Here is a 19,467-nt window from a genome sequence, read left to right on the forward strand (position 1 = left end):
AGGCAGCAAATGGACAACGACATATCGGGCGGTCTGAGCCTCGGAAATCTCTTCCAGGCGGCCGGCGTTGCACCAGAGGACGTGCAGGTTATCCGGCACACGCTCAAACCGGATGGGCTGAAAACGCGGGCGGATGCGATGGGGCCCAGCCTCCTGCCGTACGTGCGGGAACAAGGCATCCGCAACAGCAAGCTGCCCGCGACTCCTCCCAGGATCTGGCTGAACTTCCTCGCCACTACCGGGCGGCGCGCCAGGTTCCTTACCGCACACGAGAACCATGGCGAAGTCCTTGCAGAGCGCACGGACCTTCGCCGCTACTTCGACCTGCGGCCCTCACCTGTGTTCGCTGCCCTGGAGGACCGCCTGGTTATTGAGTGGACGAACGACCCGGTGAACTGGGCCAAGACAGGAGACCAGGCGACCTCCATGACTGTTGTCGAGATCGCCGACCCGGCCAGCGTGCCGTTCCCCGGCTTCGACTCGCTCATTGTCAGCTACGACGAGCTCCAGGCCGTCATCTCGGATGACCGCTACGTGCAATGGCAGACCGCCCTCAGGTCCGTCCAAGGCATCTACCTCATCGCCGACACCAGCACCGGCAAGTTGTATGTGGGGAAAGCCGACGGCGCCGAACGCTTCTTGGGCCGCTGGAGCGAGTACGCAAGGAACGGCCACGGCGGCAACGTCGCCCTCCGGGAGCTGGCCGCCGCCGACGCCCGGCACCGGCAGCACTTCCAGTTCAGCATCCTGCAGGTCTTCTCACCGAGCGCGCCGGCCGCCCAAGTGGATGCAGCCGAAGCCCACTTCAAGCGGGCTCTCCTCACGCGGCAGTTCGGCATGAACCTGAATTAGCGGCGTTCACAGGGCCCGCCTACAAGTAGCGTTAGATCTCTGGTTGCCTCGGAGTAGACTCGGCCGAAACGCGGGAGTTTGGAGGAACGGCATGTCAGCAGCGGCTCTACCGGTGGCGGACGGGTTCAACAGGATGGCTATCGTGTCGGCGGCCTGTGCGGTCGTGGCGGTGGCCGCCTTCCTTTTGGCGGGCGTCTCGGTCGTGGCTGTGTTCGCTGTTGGCGCCGGACATGTCGCGGTCAGCCAGATCAAAGAGAGAGGAGGCCGCGGGCTCCAAGTCGCCGCGGTTTCGCTTGCAGTGGGCTACCTCATCGCCGTGTTCGCTATTCTCTTCCTGATCCTCTCTCTGACCGGCCTCCTGCACATGGGGTCTTAGACAGGAGCCAGGCGTGCAGCCGATCATCCTTCTCGACATCGACATCGACATCGACATCGACATCGACATCGACTGGGTCTGAGGCGCGAGGTGGCGGGCCGATAAGTGGGCCTAGCGGGCAGCTTCCAGCTTGGCGAGACGCTCCGCGATCCGGCTCCCGCTCCGCAGTGCCTTCGGGCATGTGGCCACCGCTGCGACTGTACTGGGCGGATTCACCGGGGCCGGTAAACTTTGGACATGGTCTTGTCAATCCCGCGTCCAGCATGGCACAGAGATCTGGCGGCAAGGGCCCGGGCAATCGGTTTTGGCTCTCTCCGGATCCAAGAAAATCCCAACGGGACGGTCTTCTACGACGGCACGCCGGGCCTGCTCCGAGCGTTTAGCGAGCACGCATTCGCAGTCCTTGAGCGCGAAGCCTCACTTCCTGCACCATTGCGGCTGATCCATCAGCCCGGGATGGAGGGCGACGAGCTATTTCGGGAAGACCCGCAGGGCGGGATGATTGTGCCGAAGGTTCAGGCTAAGCGCAGCTGAAGGGCCGACGGTGGCCTCACTTCGATGCTTCCAGTTTGGCGAGACGCTCTGCGATCCGGCTCCCGCTCCGGTGTGCCTTCGGGCATTTGGCCAGCCACCCTTTCAGCACCGCGATCTCCTCATCCTTCTGGGAGAGCTTCCGGTGGACGATGGCTGCCTGCTCGGTGTACCAGGGAGCGGGCTCGCGGCCTCCGGCGTCTCCTTCGGCGGCTTCGGCCTTGTAACAGAGGACGAGAGCTTCATCGAACTGGCCCTCACGCTTCAATTGCTTGATCGGTTCAACGAGCTCAAGATAGTGGACACCGTCAACCATGCCGCGCTTGAACTGCGCCGCCCGCGACCCGCCGCTGGCCAAGGCATCCTGAACCATCCCGCTCCGTTCCCGGTGGACTCGTTGGCACGCTCGGCCGTCGTTAGTGCCGGCGGGTTGTCCTCCGTGTGATCCCATTCCGGCTGTCCCTCGCCGAGTCAGACGAAGGCCTTTGCCTTCAGTTTCGCCTCACGCAGGACGTGGAGTTGGTACGTGGCCGGTGCACTCGCGCCCCGCTTCAGTCCGGTGCCCCTGTTGGCCACGAGAAGCGTCAGCCCGCTGTACTACGGTGGGGCCATGGAACCGGAGTTGAGCCTGCCAGAGTGGGAAGCTGACCTCAGATACGCCCTTGCGGCAGGCCCGGGCGCGTGGCCCCTTGTTACGGTAGCGAATTGCAGCTCACCTACAGCCAGCTCTGAAGTCATCGCGGTCGCTCGGAGGGTGGTCGATGCAAGGGGGCTCCCCATCATAGAACTCGACGCTCGAACGGTGGCCGCTGACCCGGATCTCCTACCTTCAGATTCCGGTTTCGTCATACTTCACGATGTTGTATCGCACCGGGTCGAAGTATCCGTCCTGCTTGGAGCATTCCAGCACCTGCTTCAAAGGGGCCTGCTCGTGGGGTTACTCGTCGTCGGATCCCCGGCCGGCATCAAGGCTTTGAGGCGTGAGACTTCTCTCGGGCTTCTAAATCGCGCCGAAGTTCTGAACCTGAGCTAACGGGCGTACACCTCGAGTCTCTGGATGAGCCGATCTTGCCATGCCAATAGGTCCGCGGGTCGCCGGCCGCCGGCATCGGGTAGGGGGAGTGGCCATCCAGGCAGAGAAGACGTTGTGGGGGACCTGCAGCTCGAGCGCTTTTTCGAACAGGGCCAGCACGGTCGGGCTCAGGATGCCGTCGACGATCTGGAAGCCAGGGAAGAGGGTGTCATCCCCGGTGAAGATCCGGACGCCCTGCTGGAGGAACGGTTCCGGGTTGTTGAAGAGGGTCTGGAATGCGCCTCGAACTCGTCCTGGGTCATCAGCCCGAACTCGGAACGGATCCGGTCCCAGACCTCGGCCCCGACGGCGGGCCAAGTGCGCGGTGCAGGTTTCACCATCCGTACAGTACGCCATGCGCCATGCGCCCTGCAGCCCGGACAGCGAAAAGGGGCCAATTGTGCAACAGGCTGCTGCACAGTTGGCCCCTTCGGTGGATTAGCGGGGGACTACCGCGAAGCTGTACCTTTCCTCCGGGAAAAGCGTGTTAGGGACTGTCACCCTCGTGGCGACGGAGATCAGGGCTCCCTTATCGCCGGACGTGAGCTTGTAGGTCGCCTTGGTGGCACCGGCGATGGCCCTGTAGTTTCGAGTCCACACGAACACCGCCTTCGGGTCTTTCTTATACGTTGCGGTCAGGACCGACCCAACGGTGGCCTTCCCGGCAATGGAGGGCACGGAGCCCGCGGCCGGCGCTGTCCTGATGGTTGAATTGAACGATTCGACCGCGACGATGGTGTCCGCATAGCCCTTCAGGGACCCGGTGATCATCGCCGTGACCTTGCTGCCAACGTCGGCGGCCGTGAGCGTGTAGCTCGTACCGGTGGCCCCGGGGATCGCCGCTCCGTTGCGCAGCCACTGGATGCTGTTCTTGGCGCCGGCCTGCTTCCACACCGCGTTGGAAAGGATCAGGGGATAGCCGGCCTGCGCCAGCCCGATTGAGTAGGGGCCCCGTTTGGGATCCCGCGGATCGCTACCGATTGGCTGTGGTGAAATGGTGAGCTGCTTCAGCGTGGACGGCTTGACCGGCATTGCGTAGGAGCTGCCCACCACCTTGCCGCCGCTGACACCCTGGGCCCGCAGGACGATCAATGCGTTCAGGTCAGTCTTCGTCAGCTTGTAGCTCAGCGACGTCGCGCCCGGGATCGTGCTGCCGTTGCGTAGCCACTGGTATTTCACGGTCACCGGGACGGTCATCGCCCAGGGCTCTTTTTGGGTTCCGCGCAGGATGTTCCCCACGGTGGCCGTGCCGGTGACGATCGGCGCCGGGGATGCGGAGGGTACAACGGGGCTGCTGTTGGAGGTCAGTGTGACGGACCTGCGGCCGGTTTCCGAGAAGGTGGCCCGGTAGCTGAGCTTCTTGCCCACATCGGCCGATCCGACTTTGTACACGTTCCCTGTAGCGCCGGGGATGGCCACGCCGTTGCGGAGCCACTGATAGCTCACCTTGGTTGGGCCGTTCAAGCCGGAGTTGGAGCCGTAGCCGTGGCTAATACCGACCTGCCCGCCGACCTCGGGAAACCCCTGGAGTTCAACGTACGCTGGAGCGCTGGCCGCCGGCAGGGATGCTGCTTCGGTCGTGAGGCCCGGCTTCGCCGGCTGGGTGTCGGCGGCCTGAGCCGGAATGCCGACGGCTGAGACGGCCAGAGCGGCGAGCGTCCCGGCAACGCCGAGACGGATGATTCTTCTTTTCAATTTTCCCCCATGGACAAGTCCCCACCTGGAAGCGGCAGGGAGTTCATTTCCGAGGCTATACGGGAAGCATGAACCTTTTCAGCTGCAACACAGCGTCCCGCCGATAGTTCAGATCGAATAGGCCGGTTGGGGAGGGTTTTGGCACTGCCGTACACATCAGGAGGTGTTGCACCGACAGGCGACAGCGCTGACGGGATACCTGCTCCTTGGGATGTATTCTCATTCTAAACACCGAAAATTTGGGGGACTAAATGCATGCTTTCTATTCCGTCACGCCTATCCAGGAAATGCTTGGTAGGCGAAAAGCGACCGGGGTGAACTCCCGTAAAGTCATGGCCGCAGCAGGAATCGCAGGGGCGCTCTGCTTCACTTCCGCGTGCTCGGCCTCGGTAGCGGCGTCCCCGGCCGGCACTGCAAGCCCCTCCGGCAGTGCCTCCGCAGCCGCTTCCCCGTCAGCGACTCCGACAACCGTCACTTTCCCCTACACATTGCCTAACGGCATTGTCGCCAAGGGCGTCGCCAACGACGGCAAAGGTCCCTACCTTCAGACGAGCATTGCCGACACCGACCCGGCGATGAAATACAACCCGGCAATCACCGACGATGCCGCGAAGGCACATTATTCGGCTGAGGAACTCGCCGAGGCGCAGAAAGTGATCGTCCGGTTCATCGCCGAGGAAGCTATCGACTCGACACTCAACGACGGAACCGACGTTGACGGCTGGTTTGCCGCGCACAAGAACCAGATTCACACGGCCAATCAGCCCCCTTTCCTGAATGACCTGAAATCTCCTGACAAAGCCGCTCTCGCTCGTGAGGCCTGGATGGCTAAGCAGCCCGGTTTGTCCTATGCCCACGGAGCCAGCACGCCCCGCGTCACCAAGCGGACCATCACCCCGAAAAAGTTCCGCTATGTCACGGGGTACGGACTGGAGGGTGTCATGCTTGACACGAACGCCAGTTACGAAATGGCGATCACCTATGGCGTAAATGGCAAGAAAGTTCAGTCGACCACTGCTGACATTTCCTACGCCGTAGCCAAGGACCCTGCTGACGGTAATAAGTGGAAAATTGCTGGCTACTATTCGAACTACACCACAGCCGAATTCATTATCAAATAGCACCTCGGCAAGGGTCCTCGGCTCGAGGAGATCGAGCCCGGCCGGCTCGACATCGCCCTAATTCCGAGACGCTTTAGCGACTTCGGGTTCAGGCGTGGGGCAGAGTCGTCCTATGTGCGGGCGCTACGTGATGAGCAGGGCCACCGGGGACCTCCTGAGCTACTTTGGGGCTAAGGAGGTTGAGGGGAGCCCGCCGCGGCCGAGCTGGAATGTGGCGCCCACCCAGGATGTCCCGATCATCACCGAGAAGCTCCATGATGACGAGCTGGACCGCCGGCTGCTGATTGCCCGCTGGGGGCTGGTGCCGTCCTGGGCGAAGGACATCAAGATCGGCTCAAAGCTCATCAATGCGCGCAGTGAGACGATCCTGGAGAAGCCGTCGTTCCGGAAGGCTGCGATCACCCGGCGGGCACTGATCCCCGCGGAAGGCTATTACGAGTGGCAGAAGACCGAGGACGGGAAGAAAATCCCGCATTATCTCTACTCGGAGAATATTGAGCTCCTGGCCTTCGCCGGCCTGTACGAGTTCTGGCCGGACCCGTCACTGCCGGACGACGATCCCGGCAAGTGGCTGCTCAGCTGCACCGTGCTGACCACGACGGCGCACGACACCCTCGGCCACGTCCATGACCGGGCGCCGGTCATCATCCCGCCGGACATGTGGGCCGACTGGCTCGACCCGGGCACGACCGACAAGGGCGACGTGCAAAGCCTGCTCGACAGCGTCCCGGAACCCGTCCTGACGCCGCGGATTGTCAGCACCCGCGTCAACAGCGTTCGCAACAACGGGCCCGAGCTGACTGAGCCGGCGAAATGAGCAACATCTTCGAGGGCGCCGTGGTCTTTCCGAACGCACAGATGTTCTTCTTTTCCGAGGATGTGCGGCATGTGTGGGGAGATGATCCGCGGCAGCCGGAACGCGTGGTGGTGCAATGCCAGGCGATTGCAGAGGAGGTCCAGGGTGGTCATTGAAGAGCTTCACGAGCACTACAAAGCCGTTGTTCGCGGCGAGCCGGAGTATCACGACCTGCATACGTGGTCAGGAAAGACGATCGGCGTCTTCGAGTGGCCGAAGAGCCGCTTTGGCGTTCACTTGTATGCGTCTGCAGGGGCAAGCAACCATGAACCGGGGCAAGGCGCCACGCAGTCGAGCTTTTCGTCGGCGTGAATAACGGTGATGCTGCCGTTCTGAAGGGCTTCGCTGACGTGGCCATGAACGTCCAAGAGAGCAACAAGGTGCCGCAGCACGGCTCCTTCGTCAGTGGGAACTGGCAGGTCATCAAGGACCGCAAATTCACCGGATGGTCCTGACGGAGCGCCCGGACGATTTAATCCCCGAACTCCAACTGCAGGATGGCGGCATGTTGTATTCCTCGACGCGCTTCCCGTCTTCCCGGAGGAAGCCGAGTACAGGCACGGCAACCGATCCGAGGAACTCTTTGACATCTGGGAACAGGCTGGCATGAAGTCTTGGAACCTGGACCGGGAGCTGCCGTCCGGGATCACGCCCCGGCCAGCTGGTCCCGCTGCCTGGCTGGGCAGGGCCCTCGGCAAAGCCGGAATCCAATGACAGGGGAGCGGGAAGCCTTCCACGCCGCCACGCGACTGTCCCGGGCCGCCCGTGACCTGATGCAGAGTGCCCATTCCCTGGACAGTCCGTCCGACAGCCACGCCGTCCTGGGCAACGTGCTGGACACGATGCGTTCCCTCGAATCCGTCCTGGGCCAGCTGGCGGAGTGGCATCGTTCCGCCGAGGCCGGCCGGCATGTCCACGACGGCAACGATGAGAGCACCATCGGCATCATGACGGCTGTTGCGGAGCTCGACTTGGCTGAACAGCAGGCGGAAGGACTGCAGGAAACCATTAGCCGGGTCTACGGCGGAAATGCAGTCGTCCAATGGTTCGATGAAATTGCCCCGCCGGAATAGCCATAGACCGTTCATTCGGCCCGGAGCCGAGGGCTAGAGGAATTACCGCTAGCGACCAGTTACATGACTCCAAAAATGGTCGGCATCAACGCGAATGGGGCACGCCCTAGCGAAACGCTGCTTAGTCAGTGGATGGCGGCTCCAAATCGCCCGGACAGGTACTCTGAGCTGGTGATCCGTCGTACGCTGGCAAAACCCACGCGAACCGCTCGCTGGCACTTGAAGCCTTCAGGTGTCCAGGAGCGCCCCGACGCTCCGGGTGCATGGAGGAGTGAACCTGCCCGCGACGTTGTTTCGCGTTGGCTCCGTTCGCGCGCAGCACGCGACACTTTTATCGCGGCTACTACTGCGCTATTTACGGGCGTAGTTCTCCTCGTCGGCCAAAGCTTGGTTGACGATCACCGACAACAAGGAACCGAGCTAGTAGAGAACCTTCGTTTCGTGCGCGAAAGGTCGTCCGAGCAAGCACAAGTACGTCCCTTTAGCGATATGAACCTTCAAGATCAAACGTTGAGCGGCTTGTCGCTTGATCGCGCAGATTTTAGTGGAGCAGATCTCGCAGGGACACGTCTACTAAAGATGGGGCTCTCACAGGCAGTCCTTGAGGGGGCGAATTTGCGCTCTGCCCGGGTGGGTGACACCCGACTCGTTGACTCAAATCTATCCGGGGCGGACCTGACGGGGGCCATAATCCTCCGCTCGGATCTAACAGGCGCAAACCTGGATCAGGTGAGGTCCCAGGCCTGGTTCGGAGGCAACACCAATAACACCACGATCAATCGGTCAATTCTGGCAGGCGTCTCGATGTCAGATGCAGAACTCAGCAGGGCGACCGTGTATGGCACCGACTTTCGGCGTTCGAATTTGCGGGGTGCAGACCTATTTTGGACCACATTGAGATTCGTTAATCTGAGTGGTGCCGATTTGTCTGGCTCAAACGTGGACACTGCTCTGCTTGAAAACATTTGCTACGACGCATCGACAATATGGCCGGAAAACTTCAACCCGCCGCCTAACGATCCGGCCGCGTGTGGCGTCCCCTTCAGCCTGGACCGCATGTCCGACCGTCCATGACCGGCTAGCTCAAATCTCAAATCCGGGCCGTCGGAAGGCTTTGTCTGCCGAGGTGTCTGCCCCCTGTTTTGAGTGGTTTCCAAACTGGCATGCGCGGGTATTCGCGGGACGGGAGTAGTGAACCCGAGACTCCAACGCGATGGATTTTGAGCGAATCCTTGCGTTCTGTTGAGGCGGTCTGTCAGTGAGATCGTGCGTACTAGCTCCGGTAGGGTCTGCGTATGGAGCCCATTAGACGTTTTTCAACTGAGCATTACACGGCAGCGCTTGAGTCGTGGTCGTTTATTGAACTTTCCGACAAGCGGCCGTTATTCACCTCGCCCTTTGGCGATGTGTTCTTTGAAAGCAGGGACGGCTTCTGGTTTTTGGACCTTCTGGCCGGTGAGATAAGTCGGCGTTGGGAGACTGAGAGTGACTTCAGTAGTTCTTTGAATTCCCGAGAGGGCCAGGATGAGTACCTCATGATCGGGTTGGCCAGCGAAGCCGATAGCGCTGGCCTTCGACCTGGCGAAGCTGAGGTTTATAGCTTTCGGGTTCCTCCGGCGCTCGGGGGCGCGGTGGATCTGGAAAATGTCGAACTTAGCGACTTTGTCGTGGCCACCAATATTGCCGGGCAGATCCATCAGCAGATCAAAGATCTCCCTCCCGGAACGCCGATTAGCGGATTGTCCCTGAAGTAGTCCTTTCTACCTGTGTGTAGGTGCACTGCGAATGGCCGCAATGTATTGGGCATAAGCGGCTGATGAATCCACTGCGTGGCGCTCGATGGTGGTGGTGGAGTAGCCGAGGCTTTCGGCAATGATGGGGACGGGTGCGAGTTTGGTGAGCTCGTGGAGGGTTCCGAGTCGCGCGGCCCGGGTGCTGAACAGCTTACTTAGGCGTGTTGTGAGGTGTCCGGGGTGAATGTGGCGCCCGGGTGAGGCTCCGCGGAATACTCATGTGGTGTTGGGGTGTGCCGCCGTCAGGTCGTGCCTTGGGTTTGCGGATAGTTCGCGCCATGGCTGGGCCAATGGCTCCGGCAGGGCGATCTTGATTGTGCCGAGCTGGATGGTGACCAGTTCTTCGGTGATGGTCACGTCGTCCCAGGTTAGTCGTGCGATGTTTCCAGCCTGTTGTCCGAAAACGAGGATCAGGATCGCGGCGGCCTGAAGGAATGCAAAACTGCTTCTGACCTGCGGAAAGATATTACGACTGGTTTGACCGATTGGTAAGCCTGCCTCCGCTCCGTGTGGCACAAATCGGGAAGGGGCAGGTTGTCCGTCTTTAGTCTGGCCCGGTTAGTTCCTCGATCGCCGCTGTAAATCCGGCCCACACCTTCCGCTCGTAGAGATCGGGGTATGGGTACTCATCGAAGTTTCGTTCCATGAAGTCCTCGAGTAATTGCCCGCAGTTGGTGAAGGCATCGGCGACTGCCCCGGCTTCTGTAGGGGTCCAAATAGCTAACTGGTGAGTTCCTAGTCCGGAGGCCTTCTCGGAAACTCTTCGGCTAAGGACGCCGATATGTTCGCCTGGCTTGCTCCCGCGTTCCCAAACTGCGTGAACCAGCAAGTTCCTGGAGGTGCGCAGCTTGGTTAGCTTCCCTGTGATGGAGACTATTTCTTTGATCTGATCGTCCGTGAGACTGTGGTTGTAGCGTGCCACTTTGAGGCAGGATCGCCCAAGGGCAGATGAATCTTCTCCAGCTGTTATCACACGTCCGAAGGGTGATCCAATGAGGCAGCAGTAGAGCTCACGGAATAGGTCATCGACAATGGCGCTTTCGCCCGCCACACGTCCAATAGCCGCGAGCATGGTCTTAGTAGGGGGATTGGTCGTCGCCACATGGACCATGCTAACGGGCCGAAGGCCCGAAGCGACGCGCAGTCGCCTTCCGCAGCAAGAACACTGCCCTGCTAGTAATTCGACTCAAGCGGAGAACTGAACTCGATGGGCTCGTCAAGGACCCACGTTTCGGTGGCTATGTTGCTGCCCAGACAACACGCACTTTTCGACGCATCTCGACGCAAGAATGCCCGCAGGGAGAACTAAGAACTCGGCAACCACGGTTCGTTGCTGTACGTTCTGCCCTTCCATATCGGGCTTCCGGCAATGAACAGGTTCCTTGGTTTATGGCGGGAGTACCAACGCACCAAGCTAGCTGCCACGCAACTCGACGCCGCAAGAAGAGCGTTGGACGAGAAGATGCCCAGCTGGCGGCACGGACCAACTCCCGGCCGAAAAGGCGTTCTCCGGGAACCTTGCCCTAGCCTCAGTGGTCTTGACGGTTTCCAAACGGCCGCATGTCGTTGTTCGCCTTGCGGAAGTCGGCAATCATGCGACGTTCAACCGGCGTAGGGTCGCTAACTGGTGTCCACAGAATGCTGAACAGGTCACGGCACGGAAGCCTGCGCAGGTCTTCTCCGCCGGCATGATTGGTTCGTGATCGGTATATGAACCCGCGATACTCCTTTATCCGCTGCCACAAACCGTTTCGTTTCCCAGTGGCCTCATCCGCCTTACGAAAAGGGGCTTTGCCAACATAGAGGACCGTTGCCGAAGGTATCCACCTTCGCGTCATCTCTTCTTCTGAGGTGAAGTTCAAGTGTTTCGGGTGGTCGGGCGGCAGGAAGTGAGGGAGCGGGCAGGGTTCGTGGGTGACGACGTAGACACCTTCAGCATCGGCGGACCCTCTAGGCCCAAGGACGTCCGTTCTAACTATCGTCTTGAGCGGAAGTGGTCCGCGGAAGCCAGCCTCGAGCAAACCCGCTAAGGTGAAGCCATCCAAGTTCGCCATCCCTTTCTCTGAATCGCCTGCCGCGGGATGAAACAGTCACCTAATCTTAGGGTCGTCCTGGTGCGCACGAACCCTTACGAGGAGTTCGAGTCCGAAGACCGGTCGCGCTTGTACATGACGTTCGCGAGATGCTCGCTACTGTCGGGTGCCTCCTGTCGTTCTCTCAGGTAGGAGCGAATGGTCACTGCGGTCCGTTTGTGTCCCAGCTGTTGGGCCGCTTGGTCAATCGACACAGTCTCTCCGATGAATGTGACAACCGAGCGGCGGAACGTATGGGGTGTGGCAGTGGCTATGTCGCAGGACTCGCGGCGTTCTTGTTTTCGCCCCCGGGTTTCTTCATCGTCTGACAGGTCATAGACGAGGTCCAGCTCCTGTCGGACTATGCGCCAGCGGCGACGAAAGTTGTTCAGTTGCATCCAGGCACCGCCCCGGGCAGGGAATATCGCCCCGTTAGGATTGGCGCCCCGTTGGTTGGCTCTCCGGGCCCGGAGCATGGCGGCCACGTTAGGGCTGATGCGAAGATCGAGAGCTTTGATGCCTGTCTTGACGTAGTCATGCCGGAGCATGGGGCACCCTTGTTCCCATCCGACCTTGCCGTTGATCTGAACCCAGTATGAGCCGTCATCCGGTTGGTCGATCCAGACGTCTTCCCATCTGAGGGCAAGGAGCTCCGAGATCCTCATTCCGGTCGCCAGTAGCAATTCCACGCCATCCGGGATGTCCAGGTTTTGCCGCGGTCCTGGCCGCGTTATCTGCAGCTGATCTTCTCCGTGGCTTCGTACTGCAGCCAGAACGCTTGCCATGTCCTCCTTTTCAACGATCTGGACCGGCTTCTTGCGAGGCCGAGGCAGGGAGGCTACTTGTCTTACTGGGTTCCCGGGAATCAGGCCCAGGCCGGCACACCAAGTGAGGACGTTGGAGAGAATCACCCGGTTGTGTTCAGCCTTGGCGTAGTAGCGGCCGCCGTCGACGATGCCGTGTAGAAACTCAGCGCAAGTTCTGACGTCGATGTCGGCAAGCCTGCGAGCTCCCAGAGCGGGCACGATGTCGGCCCTCGCTATGCGGGCGTACTCGTAGGCAGTACTGACACGCAGACCTTGTCCACCTGACTCGATGTACGAGATCCACTTCTCAACGACCTCGGCAAATAGTACCGCCGCTCCCTGTCGGATCTTCGTGGACGACTGTGCTTCGGCCGCCGTCCGGACCCTGTCCTCCGCAGCCATCGCCTGGAAGACGGAGAGGACCGCGTCCTCGGCCTTACGTGCCGTCGTCCCCGTTCGCATTCGTTGGACCAGTTTGCCGTCCAATGACTTGTACCGTCCGCTGGCAAGATACTGACCGTCGGACTGCCTCTTTGCCCGAGGTATCTTCCCCCACGACCCGGGTCGGGTCCGCTGATTGGCCATTAGGCTGCCCTCGGTGCTACTCGCTGCGAGGTCAGCCACTCGGCCAGATCTTCGATCGCGTAGACGACGGTCCCGTCCACCTGCCGGTAGTAGGGCGGACCCTTGCGCTGCGCGGCCCAATTGGCCAGGGTACCGGGTGACCTGCGCAAGTAGCTTGCGACTTCGCCCCGCGTCATGAGTTCCTTGGGCATCCACTGGATGCCGTGTGTCGTGCCTTCAGATGCTGTCATATTGATTTCTATGCGGCCATTTCGCCGACGGGTGTCATTTTGCGCGGCTGATCCCGAGACGACTTCGGCATAACACTTTGCATAACACTTTGGGCGTGAACGGGCGTGAACCGATCGTGATAGGGCGTGACTGCTGGTGAAGTCGGCCCGGTGTCCCTGCACGTCAGACGGTGATTTAGTGAGGTGCCGTGATCCCGCGTTGACCCGCGTTCGCATCGAAGAGGTCAGGAGTTCGAATCTCCTTAGCTCCACCCTTTTCAAGGCTTTTGCCCTGCGGCCCGCGGCTGCAGGCCTTCCGTTCGCGCATCCGCTCCATAAAGCATGGGTAGGGTCATGTGTCAGCCCCGAAACCGGATAGGTCATCAAGATATTCTGCAGGAATCCGCCCCGGGGTCGATTTCACGTGTTAGGTTAGCGGGCAAGGCTGCGGCCTTTGCCAGCAGTTTCCGTACTCTTGGGGGAGAGTGACGATGATCCGGCACCACAGGCAGCTGATCAATCTCATGGCCGGTGCCGACCCGGTTTTCCTCGCCGGCCGTTTCGCGTCCGATTTTTCGGCCTCTCCACGCCCGGAGGGGGAGCGGGGCACTTTCCGGTACTTCGGGCCCGGCTACTGGGACATCAGGATTGACGGAGGCGCTGCCTTCCTGATGACCCCTCGCGGCTCGAGAGTCGTCCAGGCCAACGGGTCGGCCAAGGATGGCCCGGCCATGACGAACCTGCCGCATCGACCGCCGTGGTCCCTGGTGCTGCCCCGTCATTCGACATTTCTGGGCCGGGATGACGATGATTGGCAGCTTGACCCCGGCTGGCCTGTCACGAGCGATCAGGACTCGTGGATAGTGCCGCTGAAGAGCCTGCAAGCGCCCGGGCTCAATGGAACCCTGACTGTGAACGCCGCAACTTACGTCATCACGCGGGCCGAACTGGGGTGCATGTTGCAGTCGCTCATCATCCACCGGACCGAACCCACGGACGAGGACCGAGCTGACCTGGAATCTTTGAAATCCATGAATCTATGAAGTCCGTGAATCTTTGAAGTTTATTGTCCAACTCTTCCCCGGAACGACCTGACCCAGATCGGATAAGACAGTGATCATGCGATGGTGCGTGATCACCCCGGTCAAAAGAGGAGCAACATGACAGCCACAGAGATCAGGACGCGGACGGCGTCGAACGTCATTCTGCACGTCGGTGCGCCGGGACCCGCCGTGGCCGCCGAAGCGGCAGCGCTCCTCAACGAATCCCTCGGCTCTGGCTTCGCCCGCCCATCGGCTCTGGCGGAACTCACGACTGAGGGCGGGGGAGTCCTCATCCGGGCCCGCAGCCGGGACGGTGATCTCCTTGGCGCAACGACCGCCCGCGTCCTGGACCAGAAGTCCCACACCGCGCTGCAAGACCGCCTGCCCCTCGCCAGCGTCGACGCCGGCTTGGACGGGCGCCGGGTCGGCGAACTTAAGTCCATTGTCGTCGCGCCCGCAGCACGGGGGATGGGCCTCGGCACGATCATGCTCGCGGCCAGCCTGGACTTCTTGAAGGCCGGCGGCTGCCGCTACGTCGTGACCGCATCGTGGGTCTCGACCGATCCACAGCATTCGTCGCTGGGGATGCTTGAGCGGGCCGGCTTTACGCAACTGGCCACCATCCCCTGCTTCTGGGCTGACGACCAGGAAGCGGCCGGTTTCCTCTGCCCCATGTGCGGCTCCGAGTGCGTCTGCGCGGCCATCATCCTGGTGCTCCCACTCGAGGACGGACCACAAGGGCGGCGGTAGGCTCGGGGATCATGGCGACTGCTGAAGGGCAACAGCTGTTGGCGGAGGAGCCGATCCGGGCCCGAGCCTGCCGGCGTCGCTTCCCAAACCGGACGAGGACGCGGAGCTGATACTCTCGGCGATCGGGGCCAACGGGTTCTGCCGCTAGCCTTGTTAGTAACACGAGGAGAACTATGACCACCCTGAAAGAACGCCTGCACGCCGACGTCGTGAGCCACATGAAGGACCGCAACAAGGTTGCCCTCAACACTGTGCGCAACGTCCTCGGCGAGATCGAAACCCGCGAGAAATCGGGCAAGACGCCAATCGTGCTGGACGACGCACAGGTGACTACGCTGCTGCAGAAGGAAGCCGCCAAGCGCCGCGACACAGCGCGTATCTACACCGAAGCCGGCGAAGCCGAGCGTGCCGCCGCCGAGATCGCCGAAGCCGAGGTGATCGAGGCCTACCTGCCCAAGCCGCTCACCGCGGCCGAAGTCGAGACGATCGTGGACGAGGCCATCGCAGCACTCAAGGCCGACGGCGTCGAGCTGTCCCTGCGTCAGCTGGGGGCAGTGATGAAGCCCGTCACCGCGACGGTGGCCGGACGTTTTGACGGCAAGGCCGTCAGCGAAATCGTCCGCAACCGTCTCGCGCAGCAATGAGCCTGATCCGGCTGCACGACGTCGGCGTCCGCTTCGACAACACACAGATCCTCCGTGAGGCGTTCTTCCGCGTGGAGCCCGGGGACCGGGTGGGCCTGATCGGCAAGAACGGCTCCGGGAAGACCTCCATACTCAAGCTCATCCTGGACCAGGTCGCCCCGGACACCGGAACGGTCACCGTGGAGCAGGGAACGAGGGTGGGATATTTCTCCCAGTTTTCCGAGCTGGACGGCGAGGCGACCATCCTTGAGGTCCTTGACGGACTGTTCGTCCAGATCAAGGCTGCCGAGGCCGAGCTGGCAGCCATCGACGCCGCCATTGCGGCGGACCCCGCCGAAGCAGAGCTGGACCGGCTGATCCGGCGCCAGGCCGAGCTGTTCGAGGACATGGACCGTCTCGACGGATGGGACTACAAGCGGCGCATCGACACCGTCCTGACCACGCTGGGGTTCAGCGAGGCTCACCGTACATGCGCGATTGACGAACTCTCCGGCGGGTGGCGCAACCGCGCTGCCCTGGCCAAGATCCTGTTGGAGGGTCCGGACGTCTTGCTGCTGGACGAGCCCACCAACTACCTCGACGTGGCTGGCGTGGAATGGCTGGAAAACTGGTTCCGCGACTACCGCGGTGCCGCGATTATCGTCTCGCACGACAGGAAGTTCCTCGATGCGGTGGTCACCCGGATCATCGAGGTGGAGAACTTCCATCTGCACGAATACCCCGGAAATTTCGCCGAGTACGTTGTCCAGAAGCAGTTCCGGCTCAAAACGCTCGAGGCGCAGTTCGTCCACGAGTCTGAGCTCCTCGCCTTTGAAGCGGAGGGCATCGCCGACCGCCGCGAGGTCGCCAAGGCCGCCAGCCGCGGGTTGGGGAACCAGCTGGCCAAGATCAAGAAAGCGCGCACGCCCCGGCCCGTAGACCAGATCGTCACGGAGATCTATGGCGGGCTGCACGTGAAGGATATCCTCTGCCGGGTCGAGGGGCTGGGCAAGTCCTATGGCGACAAAGTGTTGTTCGAGGACCTCAGCTTTGAGATCCGCCGTGGCAACAGGATTGTGGTCCTGGGCTCCAACGGCAGTGGCAAGTCCACGCTGCTGAAGGTGCTGACCGGGGAGGAGCCGGCCGATTCCGGTGAAGTGGTCTGGGCCAAGGGGCCCGGTTTTGTTTCGTACAACAAAATGCTGGAAGAGCTCGACGACGCCGACACCGTTTCGCACGCGGTCAACGCCCTGCCGGACAGCCTCGCCTTCAACGCTACGAAGAAGTCCGTCAACAGGTTCCTCGCGATGTTCCAGTTCTCCGAGGCCGACCTCAAACAGAAGATCGGGAACCTCTCCGGCGGACAGAAAGCCCGCGTCGCCATGGCCCAGTGCCTTCTGTCCGGTGCTTCGGTGCTCCTCCTGGACGAGCCCACCAACCACCTGGACATGTCCAGCACCCAAGTGATGGAGCGGGCACTGCTCCACTTCCCCGGGGCGGTCGTCGTGGTCAGCCACGACCGCTTCTTCACCGAGAAAATCGCCACCGGTCAGCTGGTCTTCGGCAGCGACGGCGCGGAACCCGGCGAGATCGACGTACGCGCGGCCTAAGGCCGTGATGATTGCCCCGAGGCTCAGGGTTTGCTCAGCATTGGCTCAGGATGTGGCAGGTGCGGCTGAAGGACCGGCAGATGTTCGTTTCCGAGCGGTAATGTGGCGCTGGCTGCCGATGGGGGCGCCGGCAGCGGTCTCATAATCCGCTTTGAAAGGAATTTCCCGTGGCAGGAATCATCGGCTGGCTAGGTGCACTGGGCACCACCGGCAAGGCAGTAGTAGTTGCATCCGTCGTGGTCACCGGCGGCGCAGGCGCAGCGGCCGCCTCCGCGACCGTCGATCTCCCGGTTGACCCGACGTCGACATTGACGTCGACCGACACCGCATCGTCGCAGCCGAGCGACGCGGCGGAATCGGACGAACAGGAATCGGCTCAGCCGAACGAACCCGCCGCATCCGACGAACAGGCGTCTGACGATCAGGGCTCCGACGATCAGGGCGACTCTGCCGAACAGGGGTCTGACGACCGGGGTGACTCCGCCGACTCCGACGAACAGGGATCTGCTGATTCCGGTGACCACAACGCGGACGGACAGAACTCGGACGGACAGAACTCCGACGAGCAGGGGTCCGACGGGCAGAAGCCCGCCGCTCCGGCCGCACCCGCCCCCGCCGCTCCGGCCGCACCCGCCCCCGCCGCTCCGGCCGCACCTGTCCCCGCCGCTCCGGCCGCGCCCGCGGCCCCCGCTGCTCCGGCAGTTGACGACGAGCAGGGCTCCGCCGAGCCGAGCGAACCCGCCGAAGCGCCGGAGTCCGGCGAATCGCACGCGTCCAACGGGAACAGCGAATGGGCCCACCAGAACGCTGAAGCGCACCGTGCAGCGGGCCAGGCAAACGCCGCCGCACACCGGGCTGGTGACGCCAAGCGCGCTGACGATCACGCCGGCAAGACCAACGGGCACGGGCACAGCAAGTAGCCCAACCGGACTGCAATGACGGGGCCCGGACCACTGGTCTGGGCCCCGTCATCGTGAAGGCACGAAAATGCGACGGCACGAAAATGTTCCAGAGCAAAAATGTCACACCGGATAGGTCCCAGCGGCGCGATTGTCCGGTCCGCGAGATAATAAGAACATGACCAACCAGGAGCAGGACCGCGACCCGTGGGAGGAGTTCGACCAGCTCAAGTCCGCTGGCCCGGACCGGGTTGCCGGCTACCCCGGCGGGGAACCTCAGGGCTTCGGCTTCCGCACGGGCGTCCGCAGCGCCCGGGTTGCCCTCGGATTTGCCGTCTATTCCCTCGCGCTCGGAAGCATCCTGGTCCTCATCGGCGCCATCGTTTTCATTGGTAGCGGGAAGTGGTTGCTGCTCGGGCTCATGGTGCTGATCGAGGTCGTCTTTGTCCTGGCCTTCCGGCGGCTCATGGTCCAGGTCCGGGACCGCCGCGCTTCCGGCTAGAGCCAGCCCTTCTTCTTGAAGATGGCGTACATCAGCGTCGCCGTGCCGGCCATGAGCACGATTGCCATCGGGTAGCCAAGAGTCCAATGCAGCTCCGGCATGTTGTCGAAGTTCATGCCGTACAGTCCGGCCACAAATGTCGGCGCGAAGAAGATCGCGGCCCACGACGAGATCTTCTTGACCTGCTCGTTTTGTTCCGCACTGGCCTCGTTCTGGCGGTTGGCGGTCAGGGTTCCGTCCAGGGTGAGCGCGTTCTGCAACAGGTCGCGGAACGAATCGGCGCGGGAAATCAGCCGCTCCACATGGTCCTCGACGTCGCGCAGGCTGTGCTGCAGTTCCGTGTCCACCCGGTACTTCTCGAAGCCCTGCCGGAGCTGCTGCATCATTGCCGGGAGCGGGTGGATGGCGCGCTGGAAATGGATGACTTCCCGGGCGAGTTGGTAGATCCGCCGGGACACCTGCGGGTCGCCGCTGAAGAGCTGGTCCTCGATCTCGTCGATGTCGTTTTCCAGCCCGGCCACCACGGGTCCGTAGTCATCCACTACCTGGTCCATGAGGGCGTACAGGACAGCCTCGGGGCCGTGGCGCAGCATGTCCGGCCGGCCCTCCATCCGGCGCCGGGTCTGGCCCACGACTTCCGTCTCGGCGTGCCGGACGGTGACCACGAAGTTCCTTCCCGTGAAGATGTGCAGTTCGCCGAACTCCACGGTCTCGGTCTGGTCCAGGTACCGGGCAGGCCGGAGCACGGTGAACAGGTTATCGTCGTAGCGTTCCAGCTTGGGGCGCTGATGGGCAGAGATTGCGTCCTCCACCGCCAGCCCGTGCAGGCCGAATTCCGCCGCCACGGCCGCCATTTCGTCGGGTGTCGGCCGGTAGAGACCGATCCAGGCCATGCCCCCGCACTCGGTCAGGGTCTCGAAAGTTTGCTCGAGGTTCCGCGGCTCGGCGCTGCGGATGCCGTCAACGTAGACGGCGTTGTCGATGATAGTCACCGGGACA

General features: G+C 62.0%; 25 protein-coding genes. 18 read left to right on the forward strand and 7 right to left on the reverse strand.

The genetic code is table 11. The annotated features are described in order from the left end of the window. The first annotated feature begins 9 nt into the window (after positions 1–9). From BLQ10_RS14570 to BLQ10_RS14580, 3 genes are all read left to right on the forward strand, one after another. Positions 10–852, forward strand: coding sequence for a GIY-YIG nuclease family protein (locus tag BLQ10_RS14570; RefSeq protein ID WP_091563249.1), 843 nt, complete (start codon positions 10–12; stop codon positions 850–852). A 91-nt stretch (positions 853–943) separates the two neighbouring features. Beyond that, positions 944–1,228: a hypothetical protein gene (locus BLQ10_RS14575; RefSeq protein WP_091563251.1), complete on the forward strand. Its 285-nt coding sequence runs from the start codon at positions 944–946 to the stop codon at positions 1,226–1,228. 237 nt (positions 1,229–1,465) lie between these two features. Then, positions 1,466–1,762: a hypothetical protein gene (locus BLQ10_RS14580; protein WP_091563252.1), complete on the forward strand. Its 297-nt coding sequence runs from the start codon at positions 1,466–1,468 to the stop codon at positions 1,760–1,762. 16 nt (positions 1,763–1,778) lie between these two features. Here BLQ10_RS14580 and BLQ10_RS14585 read toward each other — a convergent pair whose 3' ends face one another. After that, on the reverse strand, positions 1,779–2,132 hold the full coding sequence (locus BLQ10_RS14585; protein ID WP_091563254.1) for a hypothetical protein: 354 nt from the start codon (positions 2,130–2,132) through the stop codon (positions 1,779–1,781). Positions 2,133–2,369: 237 nt separating this feature from the next. Here BLQ10_RS14585 and BLQ10_RS22085 point away from each other — a divergent pair, with 237 nt between their 5' ends. Continuing rightward, positions 2,370–2,792 carry a hypothetical protein gene (locus tag BLQ10_RS22085; protein WP_139164242.1) on the forward strand — a complete coding sequence of 141 codons (423 nt, stop codon included), beginning with the start codon at positions 2,370–2,372 and terminating at the stop codon, positions 2,790–2,792. A gap of 477 nt (positions 2,793–3,269) precedes the next feature. Here BLQ10_RS22085 and BLQ10_RS14590 read toward each other — a convergent pair whose 3' ends face one another. Further along, a complete protein-coding gene (locus tag BLQ10_RS14590) occupies positions 3,270–4,526 on the reverse strand; it encodes a hypothetical protein (RefSeq protein WP_091563256.1) in 1,257 nt (418 codons plus the stop codon). A 251-nt stretch (positions 4,527–4,777) separates the two neighbouring features. On the opposite strand from BLQ10_RS14590, the gene BLQ10_RS14595 reads away from it, so the two are divergent. The 8 genes from BLQ10_RS14595 (at position 4,778) to BLQ10_RS14620 (ending at position 9,330) form a co-directional block, all read left to right on the forward strand. Further along, positions 4,778–5,647 carry a hypothetical protein gene (locus tag BLQ10_RS14595; RefSeq protein ID WP_139164243.1) on the forward strand — a complete coding sequence of 290 codons (870 nt, stop codon included), beginning with the start codon at positions 4,778–4,780 and terminating at the stop codon, positions 5,645–5,647. A gap of 112 nt (positions 5,648–5,759) precedes the next feature. Next, positions 5,760–6,464, forward strand: a complete 705-nt coding sequence (locus BLQ10_RS14600; RefSeq protein WP_091563259.1) for an SOS response-associated peptidase — start codon at positions 5,760–5,762, stop codon at positions 6,462–6,464. Continuing rightward, positions 6,461–6,619 carry a hypothetical protein gene (locus BLQ10_RS22415; RefSeq protein ID WP_175558626.1) on the forward strand — a complete coding sequence of 53 codons (159 nt, stop codon included), beginning with the start codon at positions 6,461–6,463 and terminating at the stop codon, positions 6,617–6,619. The genes BLQ10_RS14600 and BLQ10_RS22415 overlap by 4 nt, the downstream gene beginning before the upstream one ends. Next, positions 6,609–6,815: a hypothetical protein gene (locus tag BLQ10_RS14605; protein WP_091563261.1), complete on the forward strand. Its 207-nt coding sequence runs from the start codon at positions 6,609–6,611 to the stop codon at positions 6,813–6,815. Before BLQ10_RS22415 ends, BLQ10_RS14605 begins: the two co-directional genes overlap by 11 nt. Next, positions 6,812–6,958, forward strand: a complete 147-nt coding sequence (locus tag BLQ10_RS22420; RefSeq protein ID WP_175558627.1) for a hypothetical protein — start codon at positions 6,812–6,814, stop codon at positions 6,956–6,958. Before BLQ10_RS14605 ends, BLQ10_RS22420 begins: the two co-directional genes overlap by 4 nt. Before the next feature lie 255 nt (positions 6,959–7,213). After that, on the forward strand, positions 7,214–7,576 hold the full coding sequence (locus BLQ10_RS14610; RefSeq protein WP_091563262.1) for a hypothetical protein: 363 nt from the start codon (positions 7,214–7,216) through the stop codon (positions 7,574–7,576). A 489-nt stretch (positions 7,577–8,065) separates the two neighbouring features. Beyond that, positions 8,066–8,650: a pentapeptide repeat-containing protein gene (locus BLQ10_RS23115; RefSeq protein ID WP_368086523.1), complete on the forward strand. Its 585-nt coding sequence runs from the start codon at positions 8,066–8,068 to the stop codon at positions 8,648–8,650. A gap of 221 nt (positions 8,651–8,871) precedes the next feature. Next, positions 8,872–9,330 (forward strand): T6SS immunity protein Tdi1 domain-containing protein, encoded by a 459-nt coding sequence (locus tag BLQ10_RS14620; protein ID WP_091563266.1) that lies wholly within the window; start codon positions 8,872–8,874, stop codon positions 9,328–9,330. A gap of 255 nt (positions 9,331–9,585) precedes the next feature. On the opposite strand, the gene BLQ10_RS22425 is transcribed toward BLQ10_RS14620, so the two are convergent. The 4 genes from BLQ10_RS22425 to BLQ10_RS14640 all read right to left on the reverse strand — a co-directional run bounded on the left by BLQ10_RS22425 (position 9,586) and on the right by BLQ10_RS14640 (position 13,062). Continuing rightward, on the reverse strand, positions 9,586–9,726 hold the full coding sequence (locus tag BLQ10_RS22425) for a hypothetical protein (protein WP_175558629.1): 141 nt from the start codon (positions 9,724–9,726) through the stop codon (positions 9,586–9,588). 187 nt (positions 9,727–9,913) lie between these two features. Next, positions 9,914–10,471 carry a hypothetical protein gene (locus BLQ10_RS14630; RefSeq protein WP_175558630.1) on the reverse strand — a complete coding sequence of 186 codons (558 nt, stop codon included), beginning with the start codon at positions 10,469–10,471 and terminating at the stop codon, positions 9,914–9,916. Between the two features lie 1,026 nt (positions 10,472–11,497). Then, complete coding sequence (locus BLQ10_RS14635; RefSeq protein WP_175558631.1) at positions 11,498–12,733, reverse strand: tyrosine-type recombinase/integrase; 1,236 nt, start codon at positions 12,731–12,733, stop codon at positions 11,498–11,500. Positions 12,734–12,831: 98 nt separating this feature from the next. Beyond that, positions 12,832–13,062 carry a helix-turn-helix domain-containing protein gene (locus tag BLQ10_RS14640; RefSeq protein ID WP_091563271.1) on the reverse strand — a complete coding sequence of 77 codons (231 nt, stop codon included), beginning with the start codon at positions 13,060–13,062 and terminating at the stop codon, positions 12,832–12,834. 710 nt (positions 13,063–13,772) lie between these two features. On the opposite strand from BLQ10_RS14640, the gene BLQ10_RS22095 reads away from it, so the two are divergent. The 6 genes from BLQ10_RS22095 (at position 13,773) to BLQ10_RS14670 (ending at position 18,468) form a co-directional block, all read left to right on the forward strand. Beyond that, complete coding sequence (locus tag BLQ10_RS22095; protein WP_139164247.1) at positions 13,773–14,084, forward strand: hypothetical protein; 312 nt, start codon at positions 13,773–13,775, stop codon at positions 14,082–14,084. Positions 14,085–14,201: 117 nt separating this feature from the next. Beyond that, positions 14,202–14,834, forward strand: coding sequence for a GNAT family N-acetyltransferase (locus tag BLQ10_RS14650; protein ID WP_175558632.1), 633 nt, complete (start codon positions 14,202–14,204; stop codon positions 14,832–14,834). A gap of 173 nt (positions 14,835–15,007) precedes the next feature. Further along, on the forward strand, positions 15,008–15,478 hold the full coding sequence (locus BLQ10_RS14655; RefSeq protein ID WP_091563276.1) for a GatB/YqeY domain-containing protein: 471 nt from the start codon (positions 15,008–15,010) through the stop codon (positions 15,476–15,478). Continuing rightward, positions 15,475–17,067, forward strand: a complete 1,593-nt coding sequence (locus BLQ10_RS14660; protein ID WP_091563277.1) for an ABC-F family ATP-binding cassette domain-containing protein — start codon at positions 15,475–15,477, stop codon at positions 17,065–17,067. The genes BLQ10_RS14655 and BLQ10_RS14660 overlap by 4 nt, the downstream gene beginning before the upstream one ends. A gap of 167 nt (positions 17,068–17,234) precedes the next feature. After that, entirely contained in the window at positions 17,235–17,987 is a 753-nt protein-coding gene (locus tag BLQ10_RS22430) for a hypothetical protein (RefSeq protein ID WP_175558633.1), read from the forward strand. 157 nt (positions 17,988–18,144) lie between these two features. Then, positions 18,145–18,468 (forward strand): hypothetical protein, encoded by a 324-nt coding sequence (locus BLQ10_RS14670; protein WP_091563280.1) that lies wholly within the window; start codon positions 18,145–18,147, stop codon positions 18,466–18,468. Here BLQ10_RS14670 and corA read toward each other — a convergent pair. Next, a complete protein-coding gene (corA, locus tag BLQ10_RS14675; protein WP_091563282.1) occupies positions 18,465–19,460 on the reverse strand; it encodes a magnesium/cobalt transporter CorA in 996 nt (331 codons plus the stop codon). The two genes, BLQ10_RS14670 and corA, sit on opposite strands and share 4 nt — an antisense overlap. Positions 19,461–19,467: the final 7 nt, after the last annotated feature.

Origin of the sequence: Arthrobacter sp. ok362 (genome assembly GCF_900102785.1) — a bacterium.
Taxonomy (GTDB): Bacteria; Actinomycetota; Actinomycetes; order Actinomycetales; family Micrococcaceae; genus Arthrobacter.

Coding starts and splice junctions, on each gene's coding strand:
- BLQ10_RS14600 (WP_091563259.1), top strand. CDS start 5,760: ATGTGCGGGCGCTACGTGATGAGCAGGGCCACCGGGGACCTCCTGAGC.
- BLQ10_RS14595 (WP_139164243.1), top strand. CDS start 4,778: ATGCATGCTTTCTATTCCGTCACGCCTATCCAGGAAATGCTTGGTAGG.
- BLQ10_RS14660 (WP_091563277.1), top strand. CDS start 15,475: ATGAGCCTGATCCGGCTGCACGACGTCGGCGTCCGCTTCGACAACACA.
- BLQ10_RS14640 (WP_091563271.1), bottom strand. CDS start 13,062: ATGACAGCATCTGAAGGCACGACACACGGCATCCAGTGGATGCCCAAG.
- BLQ10_RS14610 (WP_091563262.1), top strand. CDS start 7,214: ATGACAGGGGAGCGGGAAGCCTTCCACGCCGCCACGCGACTGTCCCGG.
- BLQ10_RS14655 (WP_091563276.1), top strand. CDS start 15,008: ATGACCACCCTGAAAGAACGCCTGCACGCCGACGTCGTGAGCCACATG.
- BLQ10_RS22415 (WP_175558626.1), top strand. CDS start 6,461: ATGAGCAACATCTTCGAGGGCGCCGTGGTCTTTCCGAACGCACAGATG.
- BLQ10_RS23115 (WP_368086523.1), top strand. CDS start 8,066: ATGAACCTTCAAGATCAAACGTTGAGCGGCTTGTCGCTTGATCGCGCA.
- BLQ10_RS14670 (WP_091563280.1), top strand. CDS start 18,145: ATGACCAACCAGGAGCAGGACCGCGACCCGTGGGAGGAGTTCGACCAG.
- BLQ10_RS14575 (WP_091563251.1), top strand. CDS start 944: ATGTCAGCAGCGGCTCTACCGGTGGCGGACGGGTTCAACAGGATGGCT.
- BLQ10_RS22095 (WP_139164247.1), top strand. CDS start 13,773: ATGACGAACCTGCCGCATCGACCGCCGTGGTCCCTGGTGCTGCCCCGT.
- BLQ10_RS14650 (WP_175558632.1), top strand. CDS start 14,202: ATGACAGCCACAGAGATCAGGACGCGGACGGCGTCGAACGTCATTCTG.
- BLQ10_RS14585 (WP_091563254.1), bottom strand. CDS start 2,132: ATGGTTCAGGATGCCTTGGCCAGCGGCGGGTCGCGGGCGGCGCAGTTC.
- BLQ10_RS22085 (WP_139164242.1), top strand. CDS start 2,370: ATGGAACCGGAGTTGAGCCTGCCAGAGTGGGAAGCTGACCTCAGATAC.
- BLQ10_RS14570 (WP_091563249.1), top strand. CDS start 10: ATGGACAACGACATATCGGGCGGTCTGAGCCTCGGAAATCTCTTCCAG.
- BLQ10_RS14620 (WP_091563266.1), top strand. CDS start 8,872: ATGGAGCCCATTAGACGTTTTTCAACTGAGCATTACACGGCAGCGCTT.
- BLQ10_RS14580 (WP_091563252.1), top strand. CDS start 1,466: ATGGTCTTGTCAATCCCGCGTCCAGCATGGCACAGAGATCTGGCGGCA.